This window comes from Kitasatospora sp. NPDC024654 (genome assembly GCF_055559155.1).
In genome coordinates this window covers 100,306-122,431 of the sequence record NZ_JBVHLF010000019.1, presented here as the reverse complement: position 1 = coordinate 122,431, position 22,126 = coordinate 100,306, and the positions used below count along the sequence as shown (strand labels likewise).

The 22,126-nt window shown below is 73.4% G+C and carries 22 protein-coding genes; 11 read left to right on the top strand and 11 right to left on the bottom strand.

From position 1 onward, the window contains the following. Positions 1-124: 124 nt before the first annotated feature. On the bottom strand, positions 125-913 hold the full coding sequence (locus ACZ38L_RS14680) for a VOC family protein (protein ID WP_465692771.1): 789 nt from the start codon (positions 911-913) through the stop codon (positions 125-127). 115 nt (positions 914-1,028) lie between these two features. Then, positions 1,029-1,559, bottom strand: a complete 531-nt coding sequence (locus ACZ38L_RS14675; RefSeq protein WP_465692769.1) for a MarR family winged helix-turn-helix transcriptional regulator — start codon at positions 1,557-1,559, stop codon at positions 1,029-1,031. Positions 1,560-1,674: 115 nt separating this feature from the next. On the opposite strand from ACZ38L_RS14675, the gene ACZ38L_RS14670 reads away from it, so the two are divergent. From ACZ38L_RS14670 to ACZ38L_RS14655, 4 genes are all read left to right on the top strand, one after another. After that, a complete protein-coding gene (locus ACZ38L_RS14670) occupies positions 1,675-2,955 on the top strand; it encodes an MFS transporter (protein WP_465692767.1) in 1,281 nt (426 codons plus the stop codon). A 71-nt stretch (positions 2,956-3,026) separates the two neighbouring features. Beyond that, complete coding sequence (locus ACZ38L_RS14665) at positions 3,027-4,583, top strand: dolichyl-phosphate-mannose--protein mannosyltransferase (RefSeq protein ID WP_465692765.1); 1,557 nt, start codon at positions 3,027-3,029, stop codon at positions 4,581-4,583. Then, positions 4,583-5,380 (top strand): ABC transporter permease, encoded by a 798-nt coding sequence (locus tag ACZ38L_RS14660; protein WP_465692763.1) that lies wholly within the window; start codon positions 4,583-4,585, stop codon positions 5,378-5,380. Before ACZ38L_RS14665 ends, ACZ38L_RS14660 begins: the two co-directional genes overlap by 1 nt. 219 nt (positions 5,381-5,599) lie before the next feature. Then, positions 5,600-6,184, top strand: coding sequence for a TMEM165/GDT1 family protein (locus tag ACZ38L_RS14655; protein WP_465692782.1), 585 nt, complete (start codon positions 5,600-5,602; stop codon positions 6,182-6,184). Positions 6,185-6,193: 9 nt separating this feature from the next. On the opposite strand, the gene ACZ38L_RS14650 is transcribed toward ACZ38L_RS14655, so the two are convergent. Further along, on the bottom strand, positions 6,194-7,240 hold the full coding sequence (locus ACZ38L_RS14650) for a peptidoglycan-binding domain-containing protein (protein WP_465692761.1): 1,047 nt from the start codon (positions 7,238-7,240) through the stop codon (positions 6,194-6,196). A gap of 181 nt (positions 7,241-7,421) precedes the next feature. On the opposite strand from ACZ38L_RS14650, the gene ACZ38L_RS14645 reads away from it, so the two are divergent. Further along, entirely contained in the window at positions 7,422-9,479 is a 2,058-nt protein-coding gene (locus ACZ38L_RS14645) for an MFS transporter (RefSeq protein ID WP_465692758.1), read from the top strand. Between the two features lie 6 nt (positions 9,480-9,485). On the opposite strand, the gene ACZ38L_RS14640 is transcribed toward ACZ38L_RS14645, so the two are convergent. The 4 genes from ACZ38L_RS14640 to ACZ38L_RS14625 all read right to left on the bottom strand — a co-directional run bounded on the left by ACZ38L_RS14640 (position 9,486) and on the right by ACZ38L_RS14625 (position 12,045). Then, a complete protein-coding gene (locus ACZ38L_RS14640; RefSeq protein WP_465692756.1) occupies positions 9,486-10,169 on the bottom strand; it encodes a DedA family protein in 684 nt (227 codons plus the stop codon). A 131-nt stretch (positions 10,170-10,300) separates the two neighbouring features. Continuing rightward, positions 10,301-11,089, bottom strand: coding sequence for a class II glutamine amidotransferase (locus ACZ38L_RS14635; protein ID WP_465692754.1), 789 nt, complete (start codon positions 11,087-11,089; stop codon positions 10,301-10,303). Positions 11,090-11,125: 36 nt separating this feature from the next. Further along, positions 11,126-11,923 (bottom strand): amino acid ABC transporter permease, encoded by a 798-nt coding sequence (locus tag ACZ38L_RS14630; RefSeq protein WP_465692752.1) that lies wholly within the window; start codon positions 11,921-11,923, stop codon positions 11,126-11,128. After that, on the bottom strand, positions 11,920-12,045 hold the full coding sequence (locus ACZ38L_RS14625) for a hypothetical protein (protein ID WP_465692750.1): 126 nt from the start codon (positions 12,043-12,045) through the stop codon (positions 11,920-11,922). Before ACZ38L_RS14625 ends, ACZ38L_RS14630 begins: the two co-directional genes overlap by 4 nt. Here ACZ38L_RS14625 and ACZ38L_RS14620 point away from each other — a divergent pair. From ACZ38L_RS14620 to ACZ38L_RS14600, 5 genes are all read left to right on the top strand, one after another. Further along, positions 12,035-12,394, top strand: coding sequence for a LysR substrate-binding domain-containing protein (locus ACZ38L_RS14620; protein WP_465692748.1), 360 nt, complete (start codon positions 12,035-12,037; stop codon positions 12,392-12,394). The two genes, ACZ38L_RS14625 and ACZ38L_RS14620, sit on opposite strands and share 11 nt — an antisense overlap. Before the next feature lie 183 nt (positions 12,395-12,577). Next, positions 12,578-12,949 (top strand): antibiotic biosynthesis monooxygenase family protein, encoded by a 372-nt coding sequence (locus tag ACZ38L_RS14615; protein WP_465692746.1) that lies wholly within the window; start codon positions 12,578-12,580, stop codon positions 12,947-12,949. Positions 12,950-13,564: 615 nt separating this feature from the next. After that, complete coding sequence (locus ACZ38L_RS14610) at positions 13,565-14,896, top strand: glycosyltransferase family 4 protein (RefSeq protein ID WP_465692744.1); 1,332 nt, start codon at positions 13,565-13,567, stop codon at positions 14,894-14,896. Positions 14,897-14,976: 80 nt separating this feature from the next. Further along, positions 14,977-15,711, top strand: a complete 735-nt coding sequence (locus ACZ38L_RS14605; RefSeq protein WP_465692742.1) for a class I SAM-dependent methyltransferase — start codon at positions 14,977-14,979, stop codon at positions 15,709-15,711. Continuing rightward, positions 15,708-16,787, top strand: coding sequence for a prenyltransferase (locus ACZ38L_RS14600; protein ID WP_465692740.1), 1,080 nt, complete (start codon positions 15,708-15,710; stop codon positions 16,785-16,787). The genes ACZ38L_RS14605 and ACZ38L_RS14600 overlap by 4 nt, the downstream gene beginning before the upstream one ends. Before the next feature lie 75 nt (positions 16,788-16,862). Here ACZ38L_RS14600 and ACZ38L_RS14595 read toward each other — a convergent pair whose 3' ends face one another. The 4 genes from ACZ38L_RS14595 to ACZ38L_RS14580 form a co-directional block, all read right to left on the bottom strand. Next, positions 16,863-17,930, bottom strand: a complete 1,068-nt coding sequence (locus ACZ38L_RS14595) for a hypothetical protein (RefSeq protein WP_465692738.1) — start codon at positions 17,928-17,930, stop codon at positions 16,863-16,865. Between the two features lie 167 nt (positions 17,931-18,097). Continuing rightward, entirely contained in the window at positions 18,098-18,940 is an 843-nt protein-coding gene (locus ACZ38L_RS14590; protein WP_465692736.1) for an N-acetylmuramoyl-L-alanine amidase, read from the bottom strand. A 7-nt stretch (positions 18,941-18,947) separates the two neighbouring features. Continuing rightward, positions 18,948-19,952: a hypothetical protein gene (locus ACZ38L_RS14585; protein ID WP_465692734.1), complete on the bottom strand. Its 1,005-nt coding sequence runs from the start codon at positions 19,950-19,952 to the stop codon at positions 18,948-18,950. Between the two features lie 130 nt (positions 19,953-20,082). Next, positions 20,083-20,739, bottom strand: a complete 657-nt coding sequence (locus ACZ38L_RS14580) for a class I SAM-dependent methyltransferase (protein ID WP_465692732.1) — start codon at positions 20,737-20,739, stop codon at positions 20,083-20,085. A 166-nt stretch (positions 20,740-20,905) separates the two neighbouring features. Here ACZ38L_RS14580 and ACZ38L_RS14575 point away from each other — a divergent pair, with 166 nt between their 5' ends. Beyond that, positions 20,906-21,982 (top strand): alcohol dehydrogenase catalytic domain-containing protein, encoded by a 1,077-nt coding sequence (locus ACZ38L_RS14575; protein WP_465692730.1) that lies wholly within the window; start codon positions 20,906-20,908, stop codon positions 21,980-21,982. The last annotated feature ends 144 nt before the right edge of the window (positions 21,983-22,126 follow it).

Sequence of the window (22,126 nt, the reverse complement as noted above, 5' to 3'; positions counted from 1 at the left end):
CCCCCCCCCCCCCCCCCCCCCCCCCCCCCCCCCCCCCCCCCCCCCCCCCCCCCCCCCCCCCCCCCCCCCCCCCCCCCCCCCCCCCCCCCCCCCGTGCCCGTTCCCGGGTCAGGACGTCAGGACGTCAGGACGGCGTGGGTCCCTGTGCCGCGATGATCCAGAAGGGCCCGCCCTGCGGGTCCCCGACCGAGGCCATCCGCCCGACCGGGCTGTCGAAGGGTGCCGCCAGCAGCGTGCCGCCCGCCTTCACCGCCGCGTCCACCGTGCTGTCGACGTCGTCCACCGAGAAGTAGGTGGCCCAGTGCGAGGGGGTGCCCGGCGGCTGGTTCGCCAGCCCCTGCAGCCCGCCGACGGTCCGCCCGTCGACGTTCAGCGCGAAGTAGCCGTCCATGCCCTCCATCGGGGCGACCCCGACGCCCAGCGCCGCGGGGTAGAAGGACGAGGCGGCGGCCGGGTCGCTGGTGTTGAGCTCGTTCCAGATCACCGCGCCCGGCTCGTTGACGATCTGCGCGCCGAAGAAGTCCAGCGGTTGCCAGACGCCGAAGACCGCGCCGGTCGGGTCGGTGGCGATCAGCATCTTGCCGGCCGTGCCGACCTCCATCGCCGGCACGATCAACGCGCCGCCGGCGCCGGTGATCCGGGCCGCGGTGGCCTCCGCGTCGGCCGAGGAGAGGTAGGTGGTCCAGGCGGTGGGCGGCGGCGGGTTGTCGCCCACCGCCATGGCCGGGCCGATCCCGGCCACCGGCTTGTCGTTCAGGGTGAGGATCGCGTAGCCGCCGAACTCCTCCGGCCCCTTCTCGCCCTGCCAGCCGAAGAGATCGCAGTAGAAGTCGATGGCGGCCTGCTGGTCGGGGGCCATCAGGTCGACCCAGCACGGGGTGCCGGGCGGGTACGGGTTGCTGACCACGGGCATCGGTGTCGCCTCCAGGGCGGAGCGGTCCGGTTGTTGCCCCCCGGCTACACCCTCACCCAGGCTCCCGGGGCTCGCCACTCAGGCCGCCGCCGACTCGCGGCGTCCCGGCTGCCCTTCAGGGTGTGCCGTCCTCGATCCGCCGCAGCATCCGCCCGAGCATCCCGGCGAGCACGCCCCGCTCCTCGGGAGCGATGTCCTGCAGCAGCTCCTCCTCGAAGACCGCCGCCATCCGCATCGACTCCAGCCACTTGTCCCGGCCGTTCTCGGTCAGCTCGATGATCACCCGGACCCGGTTGGTCTCGTCGCGCTCCCGGGTCACCAGGTCCTCGGTGACCATCCGGTCGATCCGGTGGGTCATCGCCGCCGGCGTGAGCCCCAGTCGCTTGGCCAGTTCGCTCGGTCCCAGCCGGTACGGGCTGCCCGCGACCACCAGGGCCTTGAGCACCTCCCACTCCGCACTGGTGATTCCGAGCACAGTCAGCTGCCGGCTGTAGGCCACCCCCATCCGCCGGGCGACCCGGGACAGGGAGGACACGATGGTCTCCACCTGCGGGTCCACGGTGGGGAACTCCCGCTGGTAGATGGCGACTTGCTCGGCGATGTCCAGCTCGGTGCCATCCGCCGGCGCGGTTTTGCGTGCGCTCATGCGCCCAGTCTCCCACGTGCGGCTGCCCCGGTTAAGCCTTTGACAGGACAGTCTTACGGTTCTTATATTTTAGCTCTGAAGTCTTGCGGTCCTAATCGTCGAAGGGGTGTCTCCCATGAACCAGCAGAAGTACGGAACGGGCGGCGCCCTGCGCCGGGTGCAGGTCGGCAACGCGCTGAGCGCGTTCGGCAGCGGCTTCACGATGCCGTACATGTTCGTGTACGTGGACCAGGTGCGCGGGCTCGGTTCGCTCGCCGCCGGTCTGGTCTTCACGGTCTTCGCGCTGGCCGCGCTGGTCGTGCTGCCCTTCGCGGGCCGCGGCATCGACCGCTACGGCCCGCGCCCGGTGCTGCTGGCCGGTTGCGTGCTGGCCGCCACCGGCGCGTTCTCCTTCGGTCACGCCACCACCACGACCGGACTGCTGATCTCCTCGTTCCTGTTCGGCGGCGGGATCACCACCACCCAGCCGGCGCTGGCCACCATGGTGGTCCGCTGCTCCAGCGCGAAGACCCGCTCGCACGCCTTCGCCTTGCAGTTCACCCTGACCAACCTGGGCATGGGCCTCGGAGCGCTGGTCGGCGGCCAGATCGTCGACGCCGCCGACCCGGCCAGCCTGACCCGGCTCTTCACCATCGAGGCGCTCTCGCTGCTCGGCCTGGCCGCGGTCACCGGGACCGCCCGGATCCCGCAGGCGGCGCCGACCCTGGTCGAGGTCCCCGGCGGCCCGAGCGGGCTGCGCGCGCTGGCCGCCGACAAGGCGATGGCCCGGCTCTGCCTGCTGGCCGGGCTGATCTTCTTCACCTGCTACGGCCAGTTCGAGTCCGGCGTCGCGGCCTTCGCCACCGACACCGTGAAGACCGCTCCGGCCACCCTGGGCCTGGCGATCGGCGCCAACGCGCTGACCATCGTGGTGCTGCAGATGTTCATGGTCCGGGTCACCGCCCGGCGCCGGCGCACCACCGCGATGGCCGCCACCGGTGTGATCTGGCTCGGCGCCTGGGGTGCCGCGCTGCTGGCCGGTCTGATCCGCGGCGAGGCACTGGCCGCGACGATCGCCGTCGTCTCGATCTACGTGCTGTTCGGCGCCGGCGAGTCGCTGCTCGCGCCGACCCTCGGCCCGATCGTCGCCGACCTGGCACCGGCCCGGCTGCTGGGCACCTACAACTCGGCGTTCGCGCTGGTCAAGCAGCTGGCCATCGCGGTCGGCCCGGCGGTCGGCGTGCTGCTGGTCGGCTCCGGCACCTGGCCGCTCTACCTGGCCGCGATGACCTGCTGCACCCTGCTGATCATCGCCGTGGCGCTGCGGCTGCGCCGTCACCTCACCCCGGCCCAGGACAACGCCGAGCGCCCGGAGCCCGTCCTCGTGCCGGTCCGCGAGCTGCAGACCGCGGCGTGAGAGGGTGACGCGGGGGGCGGCCGGGGCATAGGGTCGCCCGCGAGATCAAGAGCGTCGACCTCGGTGGTGTCATGGCAGAGACGGCTGTCGCCGAACAGGTAGCCGATCCGCAACCGCCCAGGAGCAGCGCCGTGGCATGGGCCCGGCGCCTCTCCTGGGCGGCCCGTTACTCCGGCTGGCTCGGCCCGCTCGCGGTCGCGCTCTTCGCCGGGGTGCTGCGGTTCTGGAACCTGGGTTACCCCAACGCGTTCGTCTTCGACGAGACGTACTACCCCAAGGACGCGTGGTCCCTGCTCCACCAGGGCTACGAGGGGTTCTGGACCAGCACCTCGAACGACCAGATCCTCGCCGTGCCGCAGGTCGTCCCGCTGAGTCCCGAGCCGGCCTTCGTGGCCCATCCGCCGCTCGGCAAGTGGGTGATCGCCCTCGGCGAGTGGGCGTTCGGCCTGCACCCGTTCGGCTGGCGGGTGATGGTGGCGCTGCTCGGCACGCTCTCGGTGCTGATGCTGGCCCGGATCGGGCGCCGGCTGTTCCGCTCCACGCTGATCGGCTGCACCGCCGCGCTGCTGATGTCGGTGGACGGCCTGCAGCTCGTGATGAGCCGGGTCGGTCTGCTCGACGGCATCCTGATGTTCTTCGTACTGGCCGCCTTCGGCTGCCTGCTGATCGACCGGGACCACACCCGGGCCCGGCTGGCCGCGCCCGGCGTGGACGGCGACCGGATCCGGCTCGGCCTGCGGCCCTGGCGGCTGGCCGCCGGACTGCTGCTCGGTGCGGCCTGCTCGACCAAGTGGAACGGCCTGCAGATCCTGGCCGCCTTCGGTCTGCTCACCGTGCTCTGGGACCAGGGCGGCCGGCGGGCCGCGGGTGCCCGCCACCCGCTGCGCGGCATGCTGCGCCGGGACGCGCTGCCGGCCTTCGCCTCGCTGGTCCTGGTGGCGGCGGGGACCTACCTGGCCTCCTGGAGCGGCTGGTTCGCCACCGACAGCGGCTACGACCGGATCTGGGCGCTCGGCCGGACCGGCGGGTTCTTCCCGCCCGCGCTGCGCAGCTGGTGGCACTACCAGGCGGAGATGTACACCTTCAACACCACGCTGACCACCCCGCACACCTACCAATCCAACCCGTGGAGCTGGCTGGTCCAGGGCCGCCCGGTCAGCATGTACTGGCAGACCGTGCCGACCGGCCAGCAGGGTTGCCACGCCTCCGGCGGCTGCACCACCCAGATCCTGGCGCTGGGTACCCCGCTGCTCTGGTGGCTGGCGTGCTTCGCGCTGGTCTACCTGCTCTGGTGCTGGTTCTTCCGGCGGGACTGGCGCTCCGGCGCGGTGCTCTGCGCGGTGGCCGGGATCTACCTGCCGTGGTTCCAGTTCCAGCAGCGCACCATCTTCTCCTTCTACATGGTGGTGCTGGTCCCGTTCCTCTGCCTGGCCTGCGCCCAGCTGCTCGGCGCGATGCTCGGCCCGGCCGGGTGCGGCCCGCGCCGGCGGGCGGTCGGCGCGGTGGCGGCCGGCGGGCTGGTGCTGGCGGTGATGGGCTGTTTCCTGTACTTCCTGCCGCTCTACACTGCCGAGGTCATTCCGATGACCGATTGGCAGGATCACATGTGGTTCGTCAGCTGGATCTGATGGCGGTACGCCCGGGGCTGGCGGCGGGGGCGTCGAGCGGTCAGCTGCTGCCGGTCACCCCGCTGCTCTGGGCGACCATGGCGGTGCTGCTGGTGGCGGGGATCGCGGTGGCCGGCTGGGGCATGCTCGGACACGGGCGGGCGGTGGCGCGGGCCGGGGTGCGGGCGGTGGTCCAGCTGGGCGCGGTCGCCTTCGTGATCACCTGGGTGGTGCACTCGCTCTGGTGGACCGCGTTCTTCGTGCTGGTGATGTTCTCGGTGGCGGTCCGCACCGCCGGGCGGCGGATGACCGACGCCCCCGGCTGGCTCTGGGCCTGGGCGGCGGCGCCGATCGCGGCCGGGGTGCTGCCGGTGCTGGCGCTGTTGCTCGGGCTGCGGCTGCTGCCCTGGCAGGGCCTGTCGATCGTGCCGGTGGCGGGCATCCTGATCGGCGGCGCGCTGACCGCCACCTCGCTGGCCGGGCGGCGCGCGCTGGACGAGCTGACCCAGCGGAACGGCGAGGTGGAGGCCGCCCTGGCGCTGGGCCTCGCCGAGCGGGACGCCCGGCTGGAGATCTGCCGGACGGCCGCCGCGACCTCGCTGGTGCCGGCACTGGACCAGACCCGTACGGTCGGGCTGGTCACCCTGCCCGGCGCCTTCGTCGGCATGCTGCTCGGCGGGGCCACCCCGCTGGCGGCGGGGGCGGTGCAGCTCTTCGTGCTGATCGCGCTGCTCGCGGTGGAGGGAGTGGCGATCGTGGTGGTGCTGGAACTGGTCGGGCGGGGGCTGGTACGGCGTCCGGTACGGTGGAGGCGTTGAAGGGGAGTAGCCCAGAGCATCCCTCCACCGGACCGTCGACATACTGGCCGCCCTGCTCCTGCAGACGGTGGCCCGGCGCCCGGGACACCCGGCCGGTTCGAGCGGGTGTCGGCGAGACCTTCGGCCGCAGTGCTGTGACCATGAACCAGCGCTGTCGGGCCGAGGTCTCTTTTTTATCGGACCGCAGGCCGGACAGCCCGACCGTAGGGACACCGACTCCTGATGGACCTGACCGTTTTCGCCGTGACCTTCGGCATCATCTTCCTGGCCGAGCTGCCGGACAAGACCGCGCTGGCCGCACTGATGCTCGGCACCCGCTACCGGGCGGCGTACGTCTTCGCCGGGATCGCGGCGGCGATGGCGCTGCAGGTCGGCCTGGCGCTGGCGGCCGGCTCGCTGCTGGCGCTGCTGCCGCACCGCTGGGTCGAGGGGGTCACCGGGGCGCTCTTCCTGGTCGGCGCGGCGATGCTGCTGCTGCACAAGCACGACGAGGAGGCGCACGAGGCCAAGGCACCGTCGTCGAACGGCTTCTGGAAGGTCGCCGGGGCGAGCTTCCTGGTCGTCGCGGTCGCCGAGTTCGGCGATCTGACCCAGATCATGACCGCCAACCTGGCCGCCGAGTACGCCGACCCGCTCTCGGTGGGGCTGGGCGCCTGGCTGGCCCTCTGCGCGGTGGGCGGCCTGGCGGTGCTGGGCGGGCAGAAGCTGCTGAAGCACGTGCCGATGAAGGTGATCATCCGGGTCGCGGCGGCGGCGATGCTGGCGCTGGCGGGGATCAGCCTGGTGGGCGCGGTGACGGGCTGACCGGAGCGGTCAGCAGGTGGCGCCCTGTTGCAGGGCCTGCTGGGTCTGGCTGTCGTACACACCCCGCTGGTACGAGCCCCAGGGCAGGTTCTCGTCCTGCAGGGTGCTGACCGCGTTCCGGGTCCGCTTGTCGAAGACACCGGAGGTGTAGCGGTCCTGGTCCAGGCAGCCGGCGGCGACCAGCTGGGACTGCAGGGTGGCCACGTCCGGTCCGGTCATCCCCGAGCTCAGGGGTTGGAAGGCCGGGCTGGGGGCCGCGCTGGTCGGGGCGGCCGTGGTCGGCGGGGGTGGGGCGGCCGTCGCGGGGGCCGGGGGTGCGCTGGTCCTCGGCGCCGGCGGCGTGGTCGGCCGGGGTGCGGCGACGGTGCGCGGCGCGCTCGGGGCGGCCGGCGCGGTGGTCGCCGGCGCGGCGCTGGCGGTGGGGGAGGCGTCGGCCGGCGGGGCGCTCGGGCTCGGCGTCGGGCTGAGGTCGGGGGCGCCGGTCGGCTGCGGGGCGAGCGCCTGCTTGTGGCCGTCGGCCGAGGGGGAGAGCAGGAACGCGACACCCACGCCGACCGCGGCCAGTCCGGCACCGGCGGCGGCCAGCACGCCGGGTCTGCCACGTCTGGCGGCCCGGCGGGAGGCGGCGCGCCCGGGCGCGGGGGCGGACTCGCCGGCGAGCGGGAAGAGACCCAGCTCGCGCTGGTGCGGCGGGCCCGGCGGCATCGGCGGTACGGGGGGCAACGGCGGCTGGGCCGGTACGGGCGGCAGCACGGTGGTCGCGTGCGCGTCGGCTCGCGGTGGTGCGGGTTCGTACGAGTGCGGTTGGCCGGCGCCGACCGGGGGTAGGACGGTGGTCGCGTGTCCGTCGGCCGTGGGCGGTCCGGCCGGGAACGGCGGGAACACGGTCGTCGGGTACCCGTCGGCCGGCTCCTCGGGCACCTCCGGGGCGTACGGCCGGACCAGCGGCGTCCCGTCCAGCGGCGGCAGCACGGCGGTCTCGGTGACGTCGGGGTGGCAGCCGCAACCGCCGGTGGTCCGATCGGTGCCACATGCGGGGCAGTGCTCTCCCGGCATGGGCCGGCCCTCCTCGGAACGCTGACGGGGTGTGGACGCGCCCGATTATGCAGGACACCGCTTAAGCCGAACAGTGCCGAGACCCCGTCCCGCACTTACGGATGGCCCAACCAAAGCGCTCATACCATCCCGAATCTGACACGATCAGAAATTGGAATGATGATCAGCTAGGAGGACTCCGATGGCGGACCTGACGTTGGAGACCGAGCCGCCCGCCTCCCCGGCCCAGCAGCCCGTTCACAACCTCTGGGTGCCGATCGGGGCGCTGTTGCTGGCCCTGCTGCTCGCGGCCCTCGACCAGACCATCGTCTCCACCGCGCTGCCCACCATCGTCAGCGACCTCGGCGGCCTGGAGCACCTCTCCTGGGTGGTCACCGCCTACCTGCTGGCCTCCACCGCGGTCACCCCGCTCTGGGGCAAGCTCGGCGACATGTACGGCCGGAAGCGGTTCTTCCAGGCCTCCATCGTGATCTTCCTGGTCGGCTCGGCGCTCTGCGGGCTGGCCCAGAGCATGGGTCAGCTGATCGCCTTCCGGGCTCTGCAGGGGCTCGGCGGCGGCGGGCTGATCGTGCTGACCCAGGCGATCGTCGGAGACCTGGTCCCGCCGCGCGACCGCGGCAAGTACCAGGGTCTGTTCGGCGCGGTCTTCGGCGCCACCAGCGTGCTCGGGCCGCTGCTCGGCGGCTTCTTTGTGGACCAGCTCTCCTGGCGCTGGGTCTTCTACATCAACCTGCCGATCGGCGTGGTCGCGCTGGCCGTCATCGCGGTGGTGCTGCACGGCGCCCAGACCCGGCAGCAGCACCGGATCGACTACCCGGGCATCGTGCTGATCGCCGCGGTCGCCACCTGCTTCGTGCTGATGACCTCGCTCGGCGGGGTGACCTGGCCCTGGGGCTCCTGGCGGATCATCGGCCTGGGCGTGCTCGGGGTGGTGCTGCTGGTCGCCTTCGTCGCGGTGGAGCGGAAGGCCGAGGAGGCGGTGCTGCCACCGCGGCTGTTCGCTTCGCGGACCTTCAGCCTGGTCGCGGTGATCTCCTTCGTGGTGGGCTTCGCAATGTTCGGCGCGCTCACCTACCTGCCCACCTTCCTCCAGGTGGTGCAGGGCGTCTCACCCACGCTCTCCGGGGTGCACATGCTGCCGATGGTGCTCGGCATGCTGGTCACCTCGGTCGGTTCCGGTCAGATCGTTGCTCGAACCGGTCACTACCGGGTCTTCCCGATCGCGGGAACGGCCGTGGTGACGGTGGGCCTGGTGCTGCTCTCCCGACTCACCGAGGCCACCTCGACCACCGTGATGAGCCTGTACTTCCTGGTCTTCGGCCTCGGGCTGGGCCTGGTGCTCCAGGTGTTGGTGCTGATCGTGCAGAACTCGGTCGGCTACCAGGACCTGGGGGTGGCCACCGCGGCCGCGACCTTCTTCCGGTCGATCGGTGCCTCCTTCGGCGTCTCGATCTTCGGCACCATCTTCACCAGCGGGCTCAACCACCGGCTCCGGGAGGCCCTGACGGGCGTGCCGCTGCCACCGGGCTTCTCGGCCGGCGCGGTCACCTCCGACCCGCGCGTGCTGCGCGCCCTGCCGGCCGCCGCCCGGCACAGCGTGCTGCACGCCTTCGCCGCCTCGATCGCCCACGTCTTCGTCTACGCGGCGCCGATCGCGGCGGCGGCCTTCGTGCTGGCCTGGTTCATCCGGGAGCAGCCGCTGCGGGCCTCCGTCACCGCGCCGGACCTGGGCGAGTCGATCGGCATGAACCCGGTCGAGCGTTCCTCGGTGGACGAGATCGCTCGCGCGCTCTCCGTGCTGAACACCCGGGAGGCGCGCCGTGACCTCTACCGGCGGATCACCGCCGAAGCCGGGCTCGACCTGATGCCCGCGTCCAGCTGGCTGATCCTGCAGATGCACCGGCAGGGCTCGGTGGAGCCCGCCGAGCTGGCCGAGCGCAAGGTCGTCCCGCCGCAGGTGGTGGAGGCCGCCGCCCGGGAGGTCGAGGGACGGGGGCTGGCGCTGCGCAACGGGCTGCCGATGCGGCTCACCGTGGCGGGGGAGGAGGTGGCGAAGCGGCTGGTGGCCGCCCGGCGTCACCAGCTCGCGCAACTGCTGGGCGACTGGGACGAGAAGCAGTTCGACGACCTGGCCCAGTTGCTGAACCGGCTCAGCGCCACGCTCTGCGGTGACGAGCGGGACCGGCCGGACCCGACGCCGGAGCCGCACGTGCCGCACAGCGAGGGGCGCTCGTTCTGAGCCGGCTCAGCCCGCGCGGTCGTCGCCGGCGGTGATCTCGCTCTCGGGTGGCACGTTCTTCGCCCTCCCCTTCCGCCGGGAGAGCAGCAGCGGGAGCGTGGAGACCGCCACGATCAGCAGGATCACCGGCAGCAGGTAGTTCTCTATCCCCGGGAAGGACGCCCCCAGCGCCCAGCCGGCCAGCACCGTCCCCTGGGTCCAGGCCAGGCCGCCGATCACCTGCCAGAGCGTGAACGTCCGGGTGGGGACCCGCAGCGCGCCCGCCGCCGGGCCCAGCACGGTGCGCACCATCGGCACGAACCGTCCGAGCACGATCGCCTTGCCGTGCCCGTAGCGCGCCAGCAGCTCCGCGGAGCGGGTCGCGGTGCTCTTCAACCGGGCGCTGCGGCTGTGCGACAGCAGCGCCTGGCCGCCGCGCCGGCCGATCACGAACCCCAGCTGGGTCCCCGCGATCGAGCCGACCGCCGCGCAGAGCAGCACCTGCCAGAGGGTGAGGTAGGGCCCGTGGTGGGTGGTGCCGGTCGGGTCGCCGGCGCAGAGCACGCCGGCCGGGAAGAGCAGGGTGTCACCGGGGACGAAGAACCCCACCACCAGCAGCCCGGCCTCGGCGAACGTCACCAGCAGCACCGCGAGGGCGCCGTAGGCGGCGAGCAGGGAGGAGCCGCTCGTGAAGTTGAGCGCCGCGGTCATCAATCACCCCTACCCGGCCACGCGGACGGTGGGCTGCGTGATCTCCTCCCCACTTTAGACCGGCATCCCATGTGCCCGCTTTCGGGTGATGATTATTGATCGTGACCAACCGTTGACGGTGAGCGGTCGAGTCAACACCGGGCGGTCGCGGTCACCTCCGGCCGGCCCGAGCGGACCAGGTGGGTCGAGACGCGCAGGTCACTGCGGCGGATCTCCAGCACGTGGTGGTAGGGCAGCACGGACCAGCCCTCCTCGTGCTGCGGCCCGATGCCGCTGGAGGCGACCACCACCCGGTCGGGCCGTGCCTGGTAGCGGAGCCGGAAGAAGTCCGGGCCGCGGCGCCGGCTCACCTCCGAGTCCGGGTTCTCCTCGGAGTAGGCGTAGAGGGCGTGCTGGGTGAGCAGCAGGCAGTTCAGGCTGGCGAACCGGGCGCGCCCGCGGATGTCGGCGGCGGCCAGGGCGAGGGCGTCGACCGGGTCCTCGTCGTGCAGCCGGGAGAGCACCCGCAGGAAGTACCGCTCCGAGTCGGTCTCCCCGCCGGCGCCGGCCAGCAGGTCGGGGTCTATCAGATGGTCGACCGCGTCGACGGGTGTGAAGTAGCCGTTGTGCGCGAAGGCGATCGCGCCGGCGCTGAAGGGGTGCGTGTTGTGGGGTTCGGTCGCGAGGCCGGGGCTGGCCATCCGGATGTGCAGGATGGCCGCGTCGGTGACCGAGCCGGCCAGCGTCTCGGGGAACCGCGCGCTCGCGTGGGCGGGCACCAGGTCCCGGGTCACCGCGAGTTCGCCGCCGGTGTGCCAGGCCGCGACGCCCCAGCCGTCGCGGTGTTCGCGGGAGAGTCCGGCGAACGGCTCGATCAGGTCGGTCAGCGAGTCGGCCAACCGCGTCGGGTCGGGCGTGACCACGCCGAGCAGGCGGCACATGTTTCAACCAATCTGATGCGTAGGGGAGTTGCGGGATCAGCCGCGGTGGCGTTCGAGTCGGCTCGCGAGTCCCGACAGGCTCGCGTTGATCAGTATGTAGCAGGCCGCGCCGACCAAGTAGCTTGAGAGTACGGTGTGGTAGTACTCGCCGAGCACCTGGGTCTTGTGCAGCAGCTCCAGGTAGCTGACCACGTAGCCCAGCGAGGAGTCCTTGAGCAGCCGCACCAACTGGCTTACCAGCGCTGGCAGTAGCCTGCGGACGGCCTGCGGGATCACCACCCACCGCAGCGCCTGCCAGTGGGTCATCCCGAGGCTCTGTGCGGCCTCGCCCTGCCCACGTGGCAGGGCGAGCGCGCCGGCCCGGAAGATCTCCGCGATCACCGACGCGTTGCTCAGTGCGATGGCGAGCACCAGCTGCCAGAAGACCGGGAGGGTCACCCCGGCCCTGGGCAGCGCGAAGAGGAAGACGTAGAGGAGCAGCAGCAGCGGGACGGCCCGGAACAGCTCCACGTAGCCGCGGGCCAGGGCCCGTGCCGCCCGGCTCCGGCTGAGCCGGACGAGCGCGAGCAACGCGCCGAACGGGAAGGCGAACGCTGCGGCGACCACCGTGACCAGCAGCGTCTGCCCAAGTCCGGCCAGCAGGAACTGGATGATCGGCCACTGGCCGAACATCGACCACTGATCGGCCGAGAGCTGTCCATCGGTGGCGAACTGACGGAACGTCAGTGAGGCCAGGCCGGCGATCGCGACCAGCGAGACGCCGGTCGCGGTCCGGATCCGGCGGCGGGCCCGCGGGCCCGGCGGGTCGAAGAGCAGGCGGCTCTCGTCGCTCATCGCCGGATCGCCACCTTCCGTTCGATCCGCCCGGCGATCAGGCCGGACGTCAGGGTGATCAGGACGTACGCCACCGTGGTCACGGCGAAGCTGGTCAGCGGCTGGTCGTAGGTGAGCGTCACGAACTCGGCCCGGCCGGTCAGTTCGGAGAGCGGCCGGGCCCGCTTCCTCGCCGCCTGCCAGGACGCCGGATTCACTCCGCGGATCGCCGCCACCTCGGACGACCAACTGACCATCCACTGCCTGGTGGCCAACCGGATCGGGGTGGCGATCATGAACGAGCTCGGCGTCGGCGCGCACATCGACCCCCGCGTGGTGGCCCGCCCGCTGCGGGACTGGCCGGCCCGCCGGATCTTCGCCCTGCTCTGGCCGGACATGGTCCGTGTCGCCCCGGTCGCCGCGCTGCTGGACTCCCTGCGCGCGACGGCCGACGACCACGCCCGCCGCCTCCCCGCGGTCGGCGCGCGCTGACGGTACGTCACCGACGGCGACGGCGGAACCCCGCGGTCGCGTTCGACTCCGGCGGTGGGGCGGCGGTGACGGTGGACCAGTCGGGCCGCGTCCCGCCGGTCGACCAGCTCAGCGGTCAGCAGTGGCGTCGGGGCGGTCGTCTTCACGCTTCTTTGACTGTCGGATGTAGGAGACTGCTCGCACATGGTCCAGATCGGGTGCCCAGGTCGGGCCCCCTCCAATGAGAGGTGTCATGTGCCCAGCGTCGTGAAGATCAACGTGCTGACTGTCCCCGCGGAGCAGCGGGAGGTGTTGGAGCAGCGGTTCGCCTCGCGGGCCGGGGCGGTGGAGAGCTCGGACGGCTTCGAGTGGTTCGAACTCCTCCGCCCGGTGGAGGGGACCGATCAGTACCTGGTGTACACGCGGTGGGCGTCCGAGGAGGCGTTCCAGGCGTGGATGACCGGGCCGATGCAGGCGGCGCACCGGCCGGCCGGGGACGCGGCACAGAAGCCGGCGGCCTCGGGGTCGACGCTGTGGTCGTTCGAGGTGGTTCAGTCGACCGGCCCGAAGGCCTGAGGCGAGGGGGCGGAGGGTCCGGGGTCGGCGGGGCGGCCCCGGGCCGGGGGGCGAAGGCGACCGGGCGGTGAACGCGGCGCGGCGGGTGGCGCGGCGGAGGGCGCGCAGGACCGGGGTGCCGAGGGTCAGGGCGAGGGTGGCGGTGAGGGCAGCCCGGGGGAGGTCCCAGCCCATCGAGGTGGTCAGGCAGTAGAGCGCGAAGCGCGGCGGGTTGGCGCTGGGCGGGGCGCCCGGGACGAAGGAGACCGAACTGCTCAGGCCTCCGATGTAGCCAGCCCTGGAGGTTCATGACGGTGTCGTAGAGGACCGCCGAGACGGCGCCGTAGACGGCCAAGAACAGGAGCGGGGGCTGGCCTTTCGAGCGGCGGCCGGGGTCACGCACCGCGGAACGGGCGCGGGCGGGGTTCCCCCGACTCTATCCGGAGCCCTCCGGGCCGGAGCCCTCCGGGCGCACGGCATCCGGTTGGGCGGTGCCCCGGTGGCCGGTCCGTCCCAGCGTGTCCGGAATCACCAACCCTGGCTCCGATGCGGAAGCTACGGGCCGGTATCTTCGAGGTCTCTCAATGACGAACTGCGCACCACCGTGACAATTGATCTGGGTAGAAGGGTCCGAGCATGACGGGGCAGCCACCCTCCACGGCCGACCGGCGTCCGCTGCGGATCGCGCTGCTGTCCTACCGGGGAGACCCGTTCTGCGGTGGCCAGGGCGTCTACGTCCGGCACCTGTCGCGGGAGCTGGCCCGGCTCGGCCACCACGTGGACGTGATCGGCGCGCAGCCGTTCCCGGTGCTGGACGAGGTCGCCGGGCCCGGCTCGGTCCGCCTGGTGGAGCTGCCCAGCCTCGACCTCTACCGCGCCGACGACCCGTTCCGCACCCCCGCCCTGTCCGAGTACCGCGGACCGGTGGACCTGCTGGAGGTCGCCACGATGTGGACCGGCGGGTTCCCCGAGCCGCTCACCTTCTCGCTGCGCGCCCGGCAGTACCTGGCCGCGCACAAGGGCCGCTACGACGTGGTGCACGACAACCAGACCCTCGGCTACGGCCTGCTCGGCCTGGCCAGGCACGGCTTCCCCCTGGTCACCACGATCCATCACCCGGTCACCGTGGACCGCCGGTTGGAGCTGGAGGCGGCCCCCACCCCGCTCAAGCGGCTCTCGCTGCGCCGCTGGTACGCCTTCACCCGGATGCAGCGCCGGGTGGCTGCCCGGCTGGACCAGGTGATCACCGTCTCCGGCAGCTCCCGGACCGAGATCACCGAGCAGCTCGGGGTGGCCCCGGGCGCGGTCTCGGTGGTGCCGATCGGCGCGGACACCCGGCTCTGGTCGCCGTCCGACGAGGTCCCGGTGGTGCCCGGCCGGATCGTCGCCACCTCCAGCGCGGACGTCCCGCTGAAGGGGTTGGTGCACCTGGTGGAGGCCCTGGCGAAGGTGCGCACCGAGCGGGACGCGCACCTGGTGGTGGTCTGCAAGAAGCAGGGCCAGGGCCCGGTCGCGGACGCCGTGCGCCGGTTCGGTCTGGAGCCGTTCATCGACTTCCGCACCGGACTGACCGACCAGGAGCTGGTGGACCTCTACCGCTCGGCCGAGGTGGCCTGCGTGCCCTCGCTGTACGAGGGGTTCTCGCTGCCCGCCGCCGAGGCGATGGCCACCGGAACCCCGCTGGTCGCCACCACCGGCGGGGCGATCCCCGAGGTGGCCGGCCCGGACGAGGAGACCTGCCTGGCCGTGCCGCCGGGCGATCCGGGTGCGCTGGGGCAGGCGCTCGGCCGGCTGCTGGACGATCCGGGGCTGCGCGCGCGGCTCGGCGCGGCGGGCCGGCAGCGGGTGCTGGAACGATTCACCTGGGAGCGCGCCGCCGAGCTGACCGTCGACCGCTACCGGGCGGCCATCGCCACCGGCGTCGGGCAGCGCGCCCGGGCCGGAGCCGGCTGGCGCTACGTCGCCTGACCGTGGGGTTGCCGCGGCATGCCTGACCCGTCGTCACCCCCAGTACCCTCAGTGATGCAGTAACGAATGGGAGTCCCGCTGTGCTGACCGTCGACTTCTCCCGCTTCCCGCTCGCCCCTGGCGACCGGGTGCTCGACCTGGGGTGCGGCGGTGGCCGGCACGCGTTCGAGTGCTACCGCCGCGGCGCCAACGTGGTCGCCCTGGACCAGAACGCGGCGGAGATCGCCGAGGTCCGGAAGTGGTTCGACGCGATGGCCGCGGCCGGCGAGGCCCCGGCCGGCGCCTCCGCGACCGCGATGGAGGGCAACGCGCTGGCGCTGCCGTTCGAGGACGAGTCCTTCGACAAGATCATCATTTCCGAGGTGATGGAGCACATCCCGGACGACAAGGGCGTGCTCGCCGAGATGACCCGGGTGCTGAAGCCGGGCGGGCTGCTCGCGGTGACCGTGCCGCGCTGGCTGCCGGAGAAGATCTGCTGGGCGCTCTCCGACGAGTACCACGAGGTCGAGGGCGGCCACATCCGGATCTACCGCGGCGACGAACTGCTCGACAAGCTGCGCGAGGCCGGGCTCACCCCGTACGGCACGCACCACGCGCACGCGCTGCACTCGCCGTACTGGTGGATCAAGTGCGCGGTCGGCGTCGACAACGAGAAGGCGCTGCCGGTCAAGGCCTACCACCAGCTGCTGGTCTGGGACATCGTCGGCACCCCGGTGATCAGCAAGCTGACCAAGGCCGCCGAGGCCGCGCTCAACCCGGTGATCGGCAAGAGCTTCGTCGCGTACGCGAGCAAGCCGAACCGGGCCGGCGCATGACGACGGCGGACGGGCTGGCCACGCCCGAGACCCTGCTGCTGCCCGGTGTGCTGGACGCCGGGCAGGCCGCCGCCACGGTCCGCAGCATCCTCGCCGAACAGCGCCCGGACGGCGCGATACCGTGGTTCACCGGCGGTCACCTGGACCCGTGGGACCACACCGAGGCCGCCATGGCGCTGGACGCGGCCGGCGAGCGCGCCGCCGCCGAGGCCGCCTACCGCTGGCTGGCGGACCGGCAGAACCCGGACGGCTCCTGGTACGCGGGCTACTTCGGCGACGGCGCCGAGCTGGTGAGCAACCCGGCCAAGGAGACCAACTTCTGCGCCTACGTGGCGGTCGGCGTCTGGCACCACCACCTCAGCACCGGGGACGACGCGTTCCTGGAGCGGATGTGGCCGGTGGTCCGGCGCGCGCTGGACTTCACGGTCGGCCTGCAGCTGCCCGGCGGCCCGATCGCCTGGCGGCTCGACGAGGACGGCAGCGCCGTCCAGGAGGCCCTGCTGACCGGCTCGTCCAGCATCCTGCACGCCCTGCGCTGCGGCCTGGCCATTGCCGAACACCTCGAAGAGCCGCAGCCCGACTGGGAGCTGGCCACCGGCCGGTTGCGGCACGCGGTGGCCCACCACCCCGAGCGGTTCCTCGACAAGGACCGTTACTCGATGGACTGGTACTACCCGGTGCTGGGCAGCGCGCTGCGCGGTCCGGCGGCGCACGCCCGCCTGGCCGCCGGCTGGGAGCGCTTCGTGGTGCCGGAGCTGGGTGTCCGCTGTGTCAGCGACCGGCCCTGGGTGACCGGCGGCGAGAGCGCCGAACTCGCGCTCGCGCTCTGGGCGGTGGGCGAGTCCGACCGGGCGGTGGAGATCCTGCGCTGGATCCAGCACCTGCGGTACGAGGACGGCTCGTACTGGACCGGGTACGTCTTCGAGGACGACGCCCGCTGGCCCGAGGAGCGCACCACCTGGACGGCCGGCGCGCTGCTGCTCGCGGTGGCCGCGCTGGGCGGGGACCCGGCGACGGTCGCGGTGTTCGGCGCCGACCAGCTGCCGGTCGGCCTGGCGCCGGAGGGCTGCTGCTGAGCGGTCGGTGCGGACGACGGACGGGCCCGGCGGGAGGTTCTCCCGCCGGGCCCGTCCGTTCTCGCGTGCGGCGGGTCAGCCGCGCTGGATGCCCGAGGTGTCGGTCAGCAGGCCCTGGGTGCCGTCCTGCAGCTGGGCGACCAGGGCGCTGCCGCGCTGGTCCACCGCGAGGTACCAGGTGCCCGGGAGCAGCTCGCCGACCGCGGGGCCGGGCGTGCCGTCCTTCGGGCTGAGCTGGCGCGGGACCGGCACGGCGAACCAGAACGGCGCGAAGTCCGCCGGCCGGGCGGCCTCCGGCTCGGCGGCGGCCGGCGCCGGCGCGGGCTCGGGGGTCGACGCCGCGGGCTGTGCCGGGGCGGGCTGGGTGAAGGGGTTCTCCTGCGCCGGGGCGGGCTGGGTGAAGGGGTTCTCCTGCGCCGGGGCGGGCTGGGCGAAGGGGTTCTCCTGCGCCTGGGCGGGCTGGGCGAACGGGTTCTCCTGCGCCGGGGTCGGCTGGGCGAACGGGCTCTCCTGGCCGGGGGCCGGGTAGCCGTAGCCGCCCGGGACCGGCTGGCCGCCGAAGGTCTGGCCGTTCGCCGGGCCCTGGGCCTGGCCCTGGTTCGCGCCGGGCATGCCCGGGTAGCCGTAGCCGGCCTGCTGGGGGCCGCCGGGGTAGCCGCCGGTCGCGCCGGGGTAGCCGACCTGTGCCGGGGCGGCGGGCTTGTCGGAGAGCAGCGGGGTCTGCAGCACGGGGAGCAGCGGCCCGGCCACCGCGGCGCCGGCCAGCACCAGCGTGGCCAGCAGGCCCAGGTAGGCGCCGATGCTGTGGCTCACGGCCGAGCCGCCGCCGCCAATCGACCAGATCGCGGTCCACAGCGCGGCCACCGAGAACGCGGTGCCCCACTGGTCCAGCCGCAGTCCGAGGATCTGCCGGGTCTTCGCCGCCTCGCCCTGGAACCGCTGCAGCAGGATCAGCGCGGCGGCCGCGATGCCGAGCAGGTAGATCGACGGGAGCACCGGGAACAGGGAGGTGTCCCAGGCGCTGTTGGACTGGCAGCTGTTGAGCAGGCAGACCGAGTAGTACGGCAGGAACGATGAGATGAGAAGCAGGACCGCCGCACCCGCGACGGCGGCGTCTCCCTTGGTGAGAGCGCGCAGATTCACTAACGTTCCCCTCGTTGGTGTGTCGTGGACGGCGTGACGGGCTGTGATTGTACTGACGACCAGCACAGCCGGCCCGGCACCGAGCCTATGGCCCGTGGATTCGGCCGCCGACAGGGGGCTCGCGGGCGGCGGTGTGGCGGAGGCCCGGCCGATCTGGTGACACCGAGTCAGCCGGCGTCGCTGGTGAGGTAGGCGGTGAAGCCGTTCGCGATGCCCTGGGCCGCCTGCTGGCGCCACTGAGGATCGGTCAACCGCCGGGCGTCACCGGCGTTGCGCATGTTGCCGCACTCGATGAAGACCTTGGGTACCGTGGACAGGTTCAGCCCACCGAGGTCACCGCGGGTGTCCAGGCCCTGGTCGGCGACGTAGTCGGCGAACTGCTCGCCGGTGGCGGCCTTGAAGTCGTCCCGGATCAGCAGCCCGAGCCGGCGGGACGGTCCGACGATCGCCGTGGTGTCGGCCTGCCCGGCCATCACGGTGGCGGGCAGGATCACGTGGAACCCGCTGCCGGAGGCCGGTCCGCCGTCGGCGTGGATCGAGATGGCGGCGTCCGCGTGGGCGTTGTTGCCGATGGCCGCGCGCTCGGTGACGCAGGGGCCCCAGGGGCGGTCGCCGTCCTGGGTGAGGATCACGGTCGCGCCCTCGGCCTGGAGCAGGGCGCGGACCCGGTGGGCGACGTCCAGCGTGTAGGCGGCCTCGGTGTAGCCGGCGTCGGTCTCGGTGCCGGTGGTGTCGCAGTCCTTGTGGCCGTTGCCGACGTCCACCTGCTGGTTGATCTCGGTGGTGTGGTCGACGTTGCCGGGGTTGTGGCCGGGGTCGAGGACCACGGTCCTGCCCGCCAGCGGCTCGGGGGCGGCGGTCGCGCTCGGGACGGACGAGGCGGTGGCGGTGGCCGGGCGTACCGCGGGGGTACTGCCGGCGGCGGTTCCGCAGCCGGTCAGGCCGGCCAGGCAGAGTGGGGCGGCGAGCAGCAGCCGCAGGGCGGGGGAGCGGAGGTGCGAATGGTTCACGGGCGCGTCAGATCCTGTCCGTGCTGGGTGACTGCAGGCCGTAGGTGGGGGCGAGCTGGCCCCACCAGGTGACGAACTGCTGCTTGTTCTGAGTGGCGAGCTCGGAGCTGGTGTCGGCGTTCTGCTTGTCCGTGGTGGTCGGGGCCATCCCGCTGCACCCGCTGACACTCCTGGCCCAGCTGGCGTACGAGGTGTCGGCGTTGCCGGCCTGCTGCCAGGCGGTCCACAGGTACTGGGCCGCCGCCGCTCCGCCGGGCAGGTCGTTGAGGTCGAGCTTGCTCAGCTTGCCGAGCAGCGGGGCGAGCCGGGTGACGTCCGAGGTGAAGACCTGCACGTCGCCGTCGATGATGGGCTTCGCCGGGCAACTGGCCACCTGCGCCACCGTGTTGCTGATCGAGGTCGGGGGCGCGGCCCCCGTCAGCAGGTCGTTCAGCGCCTGGGCCTCGGCCTGGGCGTTCGGTCCGGCCGCGCCGCCGCTCGGGACGGCGCTCGGGCTCGGCGTCGCGCCGGCACCGCCGGACGTGGCGCCGGTGGTGGCCGGGGGTGAGGCGACGGTGGGCGGGGGCGCGGCGTTGAGCGGGGGCCGGGCGCTGCCCGCGGTGCCGGAGCCGTGCTGGAGGGCGAGCACGCCGCCGGCGCCGACGCCCACGGCCAGTAGCAGGCCGGCACCGATCAGTAGCGGACCGCGGCGGGAGCCGGGGCGTGGCTCGGGCGTGTCGCTTGGTGGGTGGGTGGGCGGCGCGGGGGCGGCGGCCGGTGGTGGCGGGGCGCTGACCGGCGGCGTCGGGCGGTACTCGGGCGCGGGGGGAGCGGCCGGCATCGGTTGGTGCCCGGGTACCGGGGGCGGGGGAAGCGGCGGCGCGGCCGGGCGGCTCGGGCGCCGGGCGGTGGACTGCTCCGGCTCGGCCGCCGTCGCCGCGCCCGGGCGTTCCGGCCGGACCCAGCCGCCCGCGCCGCCCGCCGCGGTGGGATCCCAGACCGCCGGGATCGGCTCGCCCTGCTGCTCCGTCATTCGCTGGCCCCCGCCTTCACGCCTCGGCTGCTCGGCGGACGCCCGTCGGCGGTGCCGGGGACGTCCGCCGACACCGTACCGGCCGGGGCCTCCCGAGCGGGTGTCGCCGCTCGGGAAACCGGCGTGGCCGCTACCCGAGGGCCGACCGGCGCAGCACCCGCAGCGAGCCGGTCACCGAGACCTCCGCGAAGCCGTCCGCGAGCGCCCGCAGGTAGACCCGGTACGGCGCCTGGCCGCCGTCCGCCGGGTCGGGGAAGACGTCGTGGATCACCAGCAGCCCGCCCTCGGCGAGCTTCGGCGCCCAGCCCAGGTAGTCGCCGGTGGCGTGCTCGTCGGTGTGCCCGCCGTCGATGAAGACCAGGCCGAGCGGGCCGCCCCAGACCGCCGCGACCTGCGGCGAACGCCCGACCAGGGCGATCACGTGCTGCTCCAGCCCGGCGGCGTGCAGGGTGCGGCGGAACCGGGGGAGGGTGTCCATCAGGCCGACCTCGGGGTCGACCAGCGACGGGTCGTGGTACTCCCAACCGGGCTGCTGCTCCTCGGAGCCGCGGTGGTGGTCGACGGTCAGCGCCACCGTCCCGGTCTCCCGCGCGGCGGCGGCCAGCAGGATCGCCGAGCGGCCGCAGTAGGTGCCGATCTCCAGCAGGGGCGCCCCGGTCCGGGTGGCCGCCTCGACGGCCGCCGCGTACAGCGCGAGGCCCTCGTCGGCGGGCATGAAGCCGGTCGCCGCCTCGAACGCCGCGAGCACCTCGGGGGCGGGGGCGCTGCTGGCCAGGGTGTCGGTCATGCTGCTCCTGTCGTGGTGCCGGCGGCTCTGTCCGGGACCTTACTCGATCGTCGTCACTCCCCTTCTACTGGCTGGTAGCCCCCGGGTTCGGGGCGGGTGTGGTGTGCCGCCGGGGCTGGGAGGAGAATCCAGCCGGACAGTACGGGACCACTCCGGGAGGGCCGGCATGCGCGCAGCCGTTCTGCACACCATCGGGCAGCGGGAACTGGAGGTGCGGGACGACGTCGAGGCGGTCGGGTTCGGCCCTGGCCGGGTGCGGGTGCGGATCAGGGCCACCAGCCTCTGCCACTCCGACCTCTCCGCGATGAGCGGGGTGCTGCCGCAGCAGGCGCCGTTCGTGCCGGGGCACGAGGGAGCGGGCGAGGTGGTCGAGGTCGGCGAGGGGGTGGCGGACCTCGCGGTCGGCGACCGGGTGGCGCTCTGCTGGATGGCGCCCTGCGGCCGCTGCCCGCACTGCCGGCGTGGCCAGGGGCACCTGTGCACGGCCAGCCTGGTCGGGCTGGGCACCCCGTCGTTCCGGATCGGCGGCGGCATCGACGCCTTCGGTTTCTACAACACCGGTACCTTCGCCGAGGAGGTCGTGGTCGCCGCCGAGGCCGCGCTCAAGGTGCCGGCCGACCTGCCGTACGAGCTGGCCGCGCTACTCGGCTGCGGGGTCACCACCGGGCTCGGTGCGGCGGTCAACACCGCGCGGGTGGAGCCCGGTGCCTCGGTCGCGGTGATCGGCGCGGGCGGGGTGGGCATCGCCGCTGTGCAGGGCGCCCGGATCCGCGGCGCGGGCCGGATCAGCGTGGTCGATCCGGTGGCCTCCCGGCGCGAGCGGGCGCTCGTCTTCGGCGCCACCGACGTGCTCGCCCCCGACGAGCTGAAGGCGGCGGCCAAAGGGCTGCCGTCCGGCGGGTACGACTACGTGTTCGAGGCGGTCGGCCGGGCGGAGACGGTCCGGGCCGGTTACGGCGCGGCCCGGCGCGGTGGCGCCGTGGTGGTGGTCGGTGCCGGGGCCAGGGACGATCTGGCGCAGTTCAGCATGGCCGAGCTGTTCTACAACGAGAAGCGGCTGCTGCCCTCGCTCTACGGCGGCGCCGAGGTGACCCGGACGATCGCGCTGGCGGTCGAGCTGTGGCGGTCCGGGCGGCTGGACCTGGCCGGCATGCTCACCCACCGGGTCCCGCTGGCCGAGGTGAACCTGGCACTGGAGCAGATGCGCGGCGGCGAGGCGCTGCGGACCGTCATCGAGTGCTGAGCGTGCCGACGGCCCGCTGACAACCGAAACGCCGGGGGGGGGGGGGGGGGGGGGGAGCCGGGGGGGGGGGGGGGGGGGGGAGACGGGGGGGGGGGGGGGGGGGGGGGGGGGGGGGGTCTGGGGGGGGGGGGGGTTTTGTGTGGT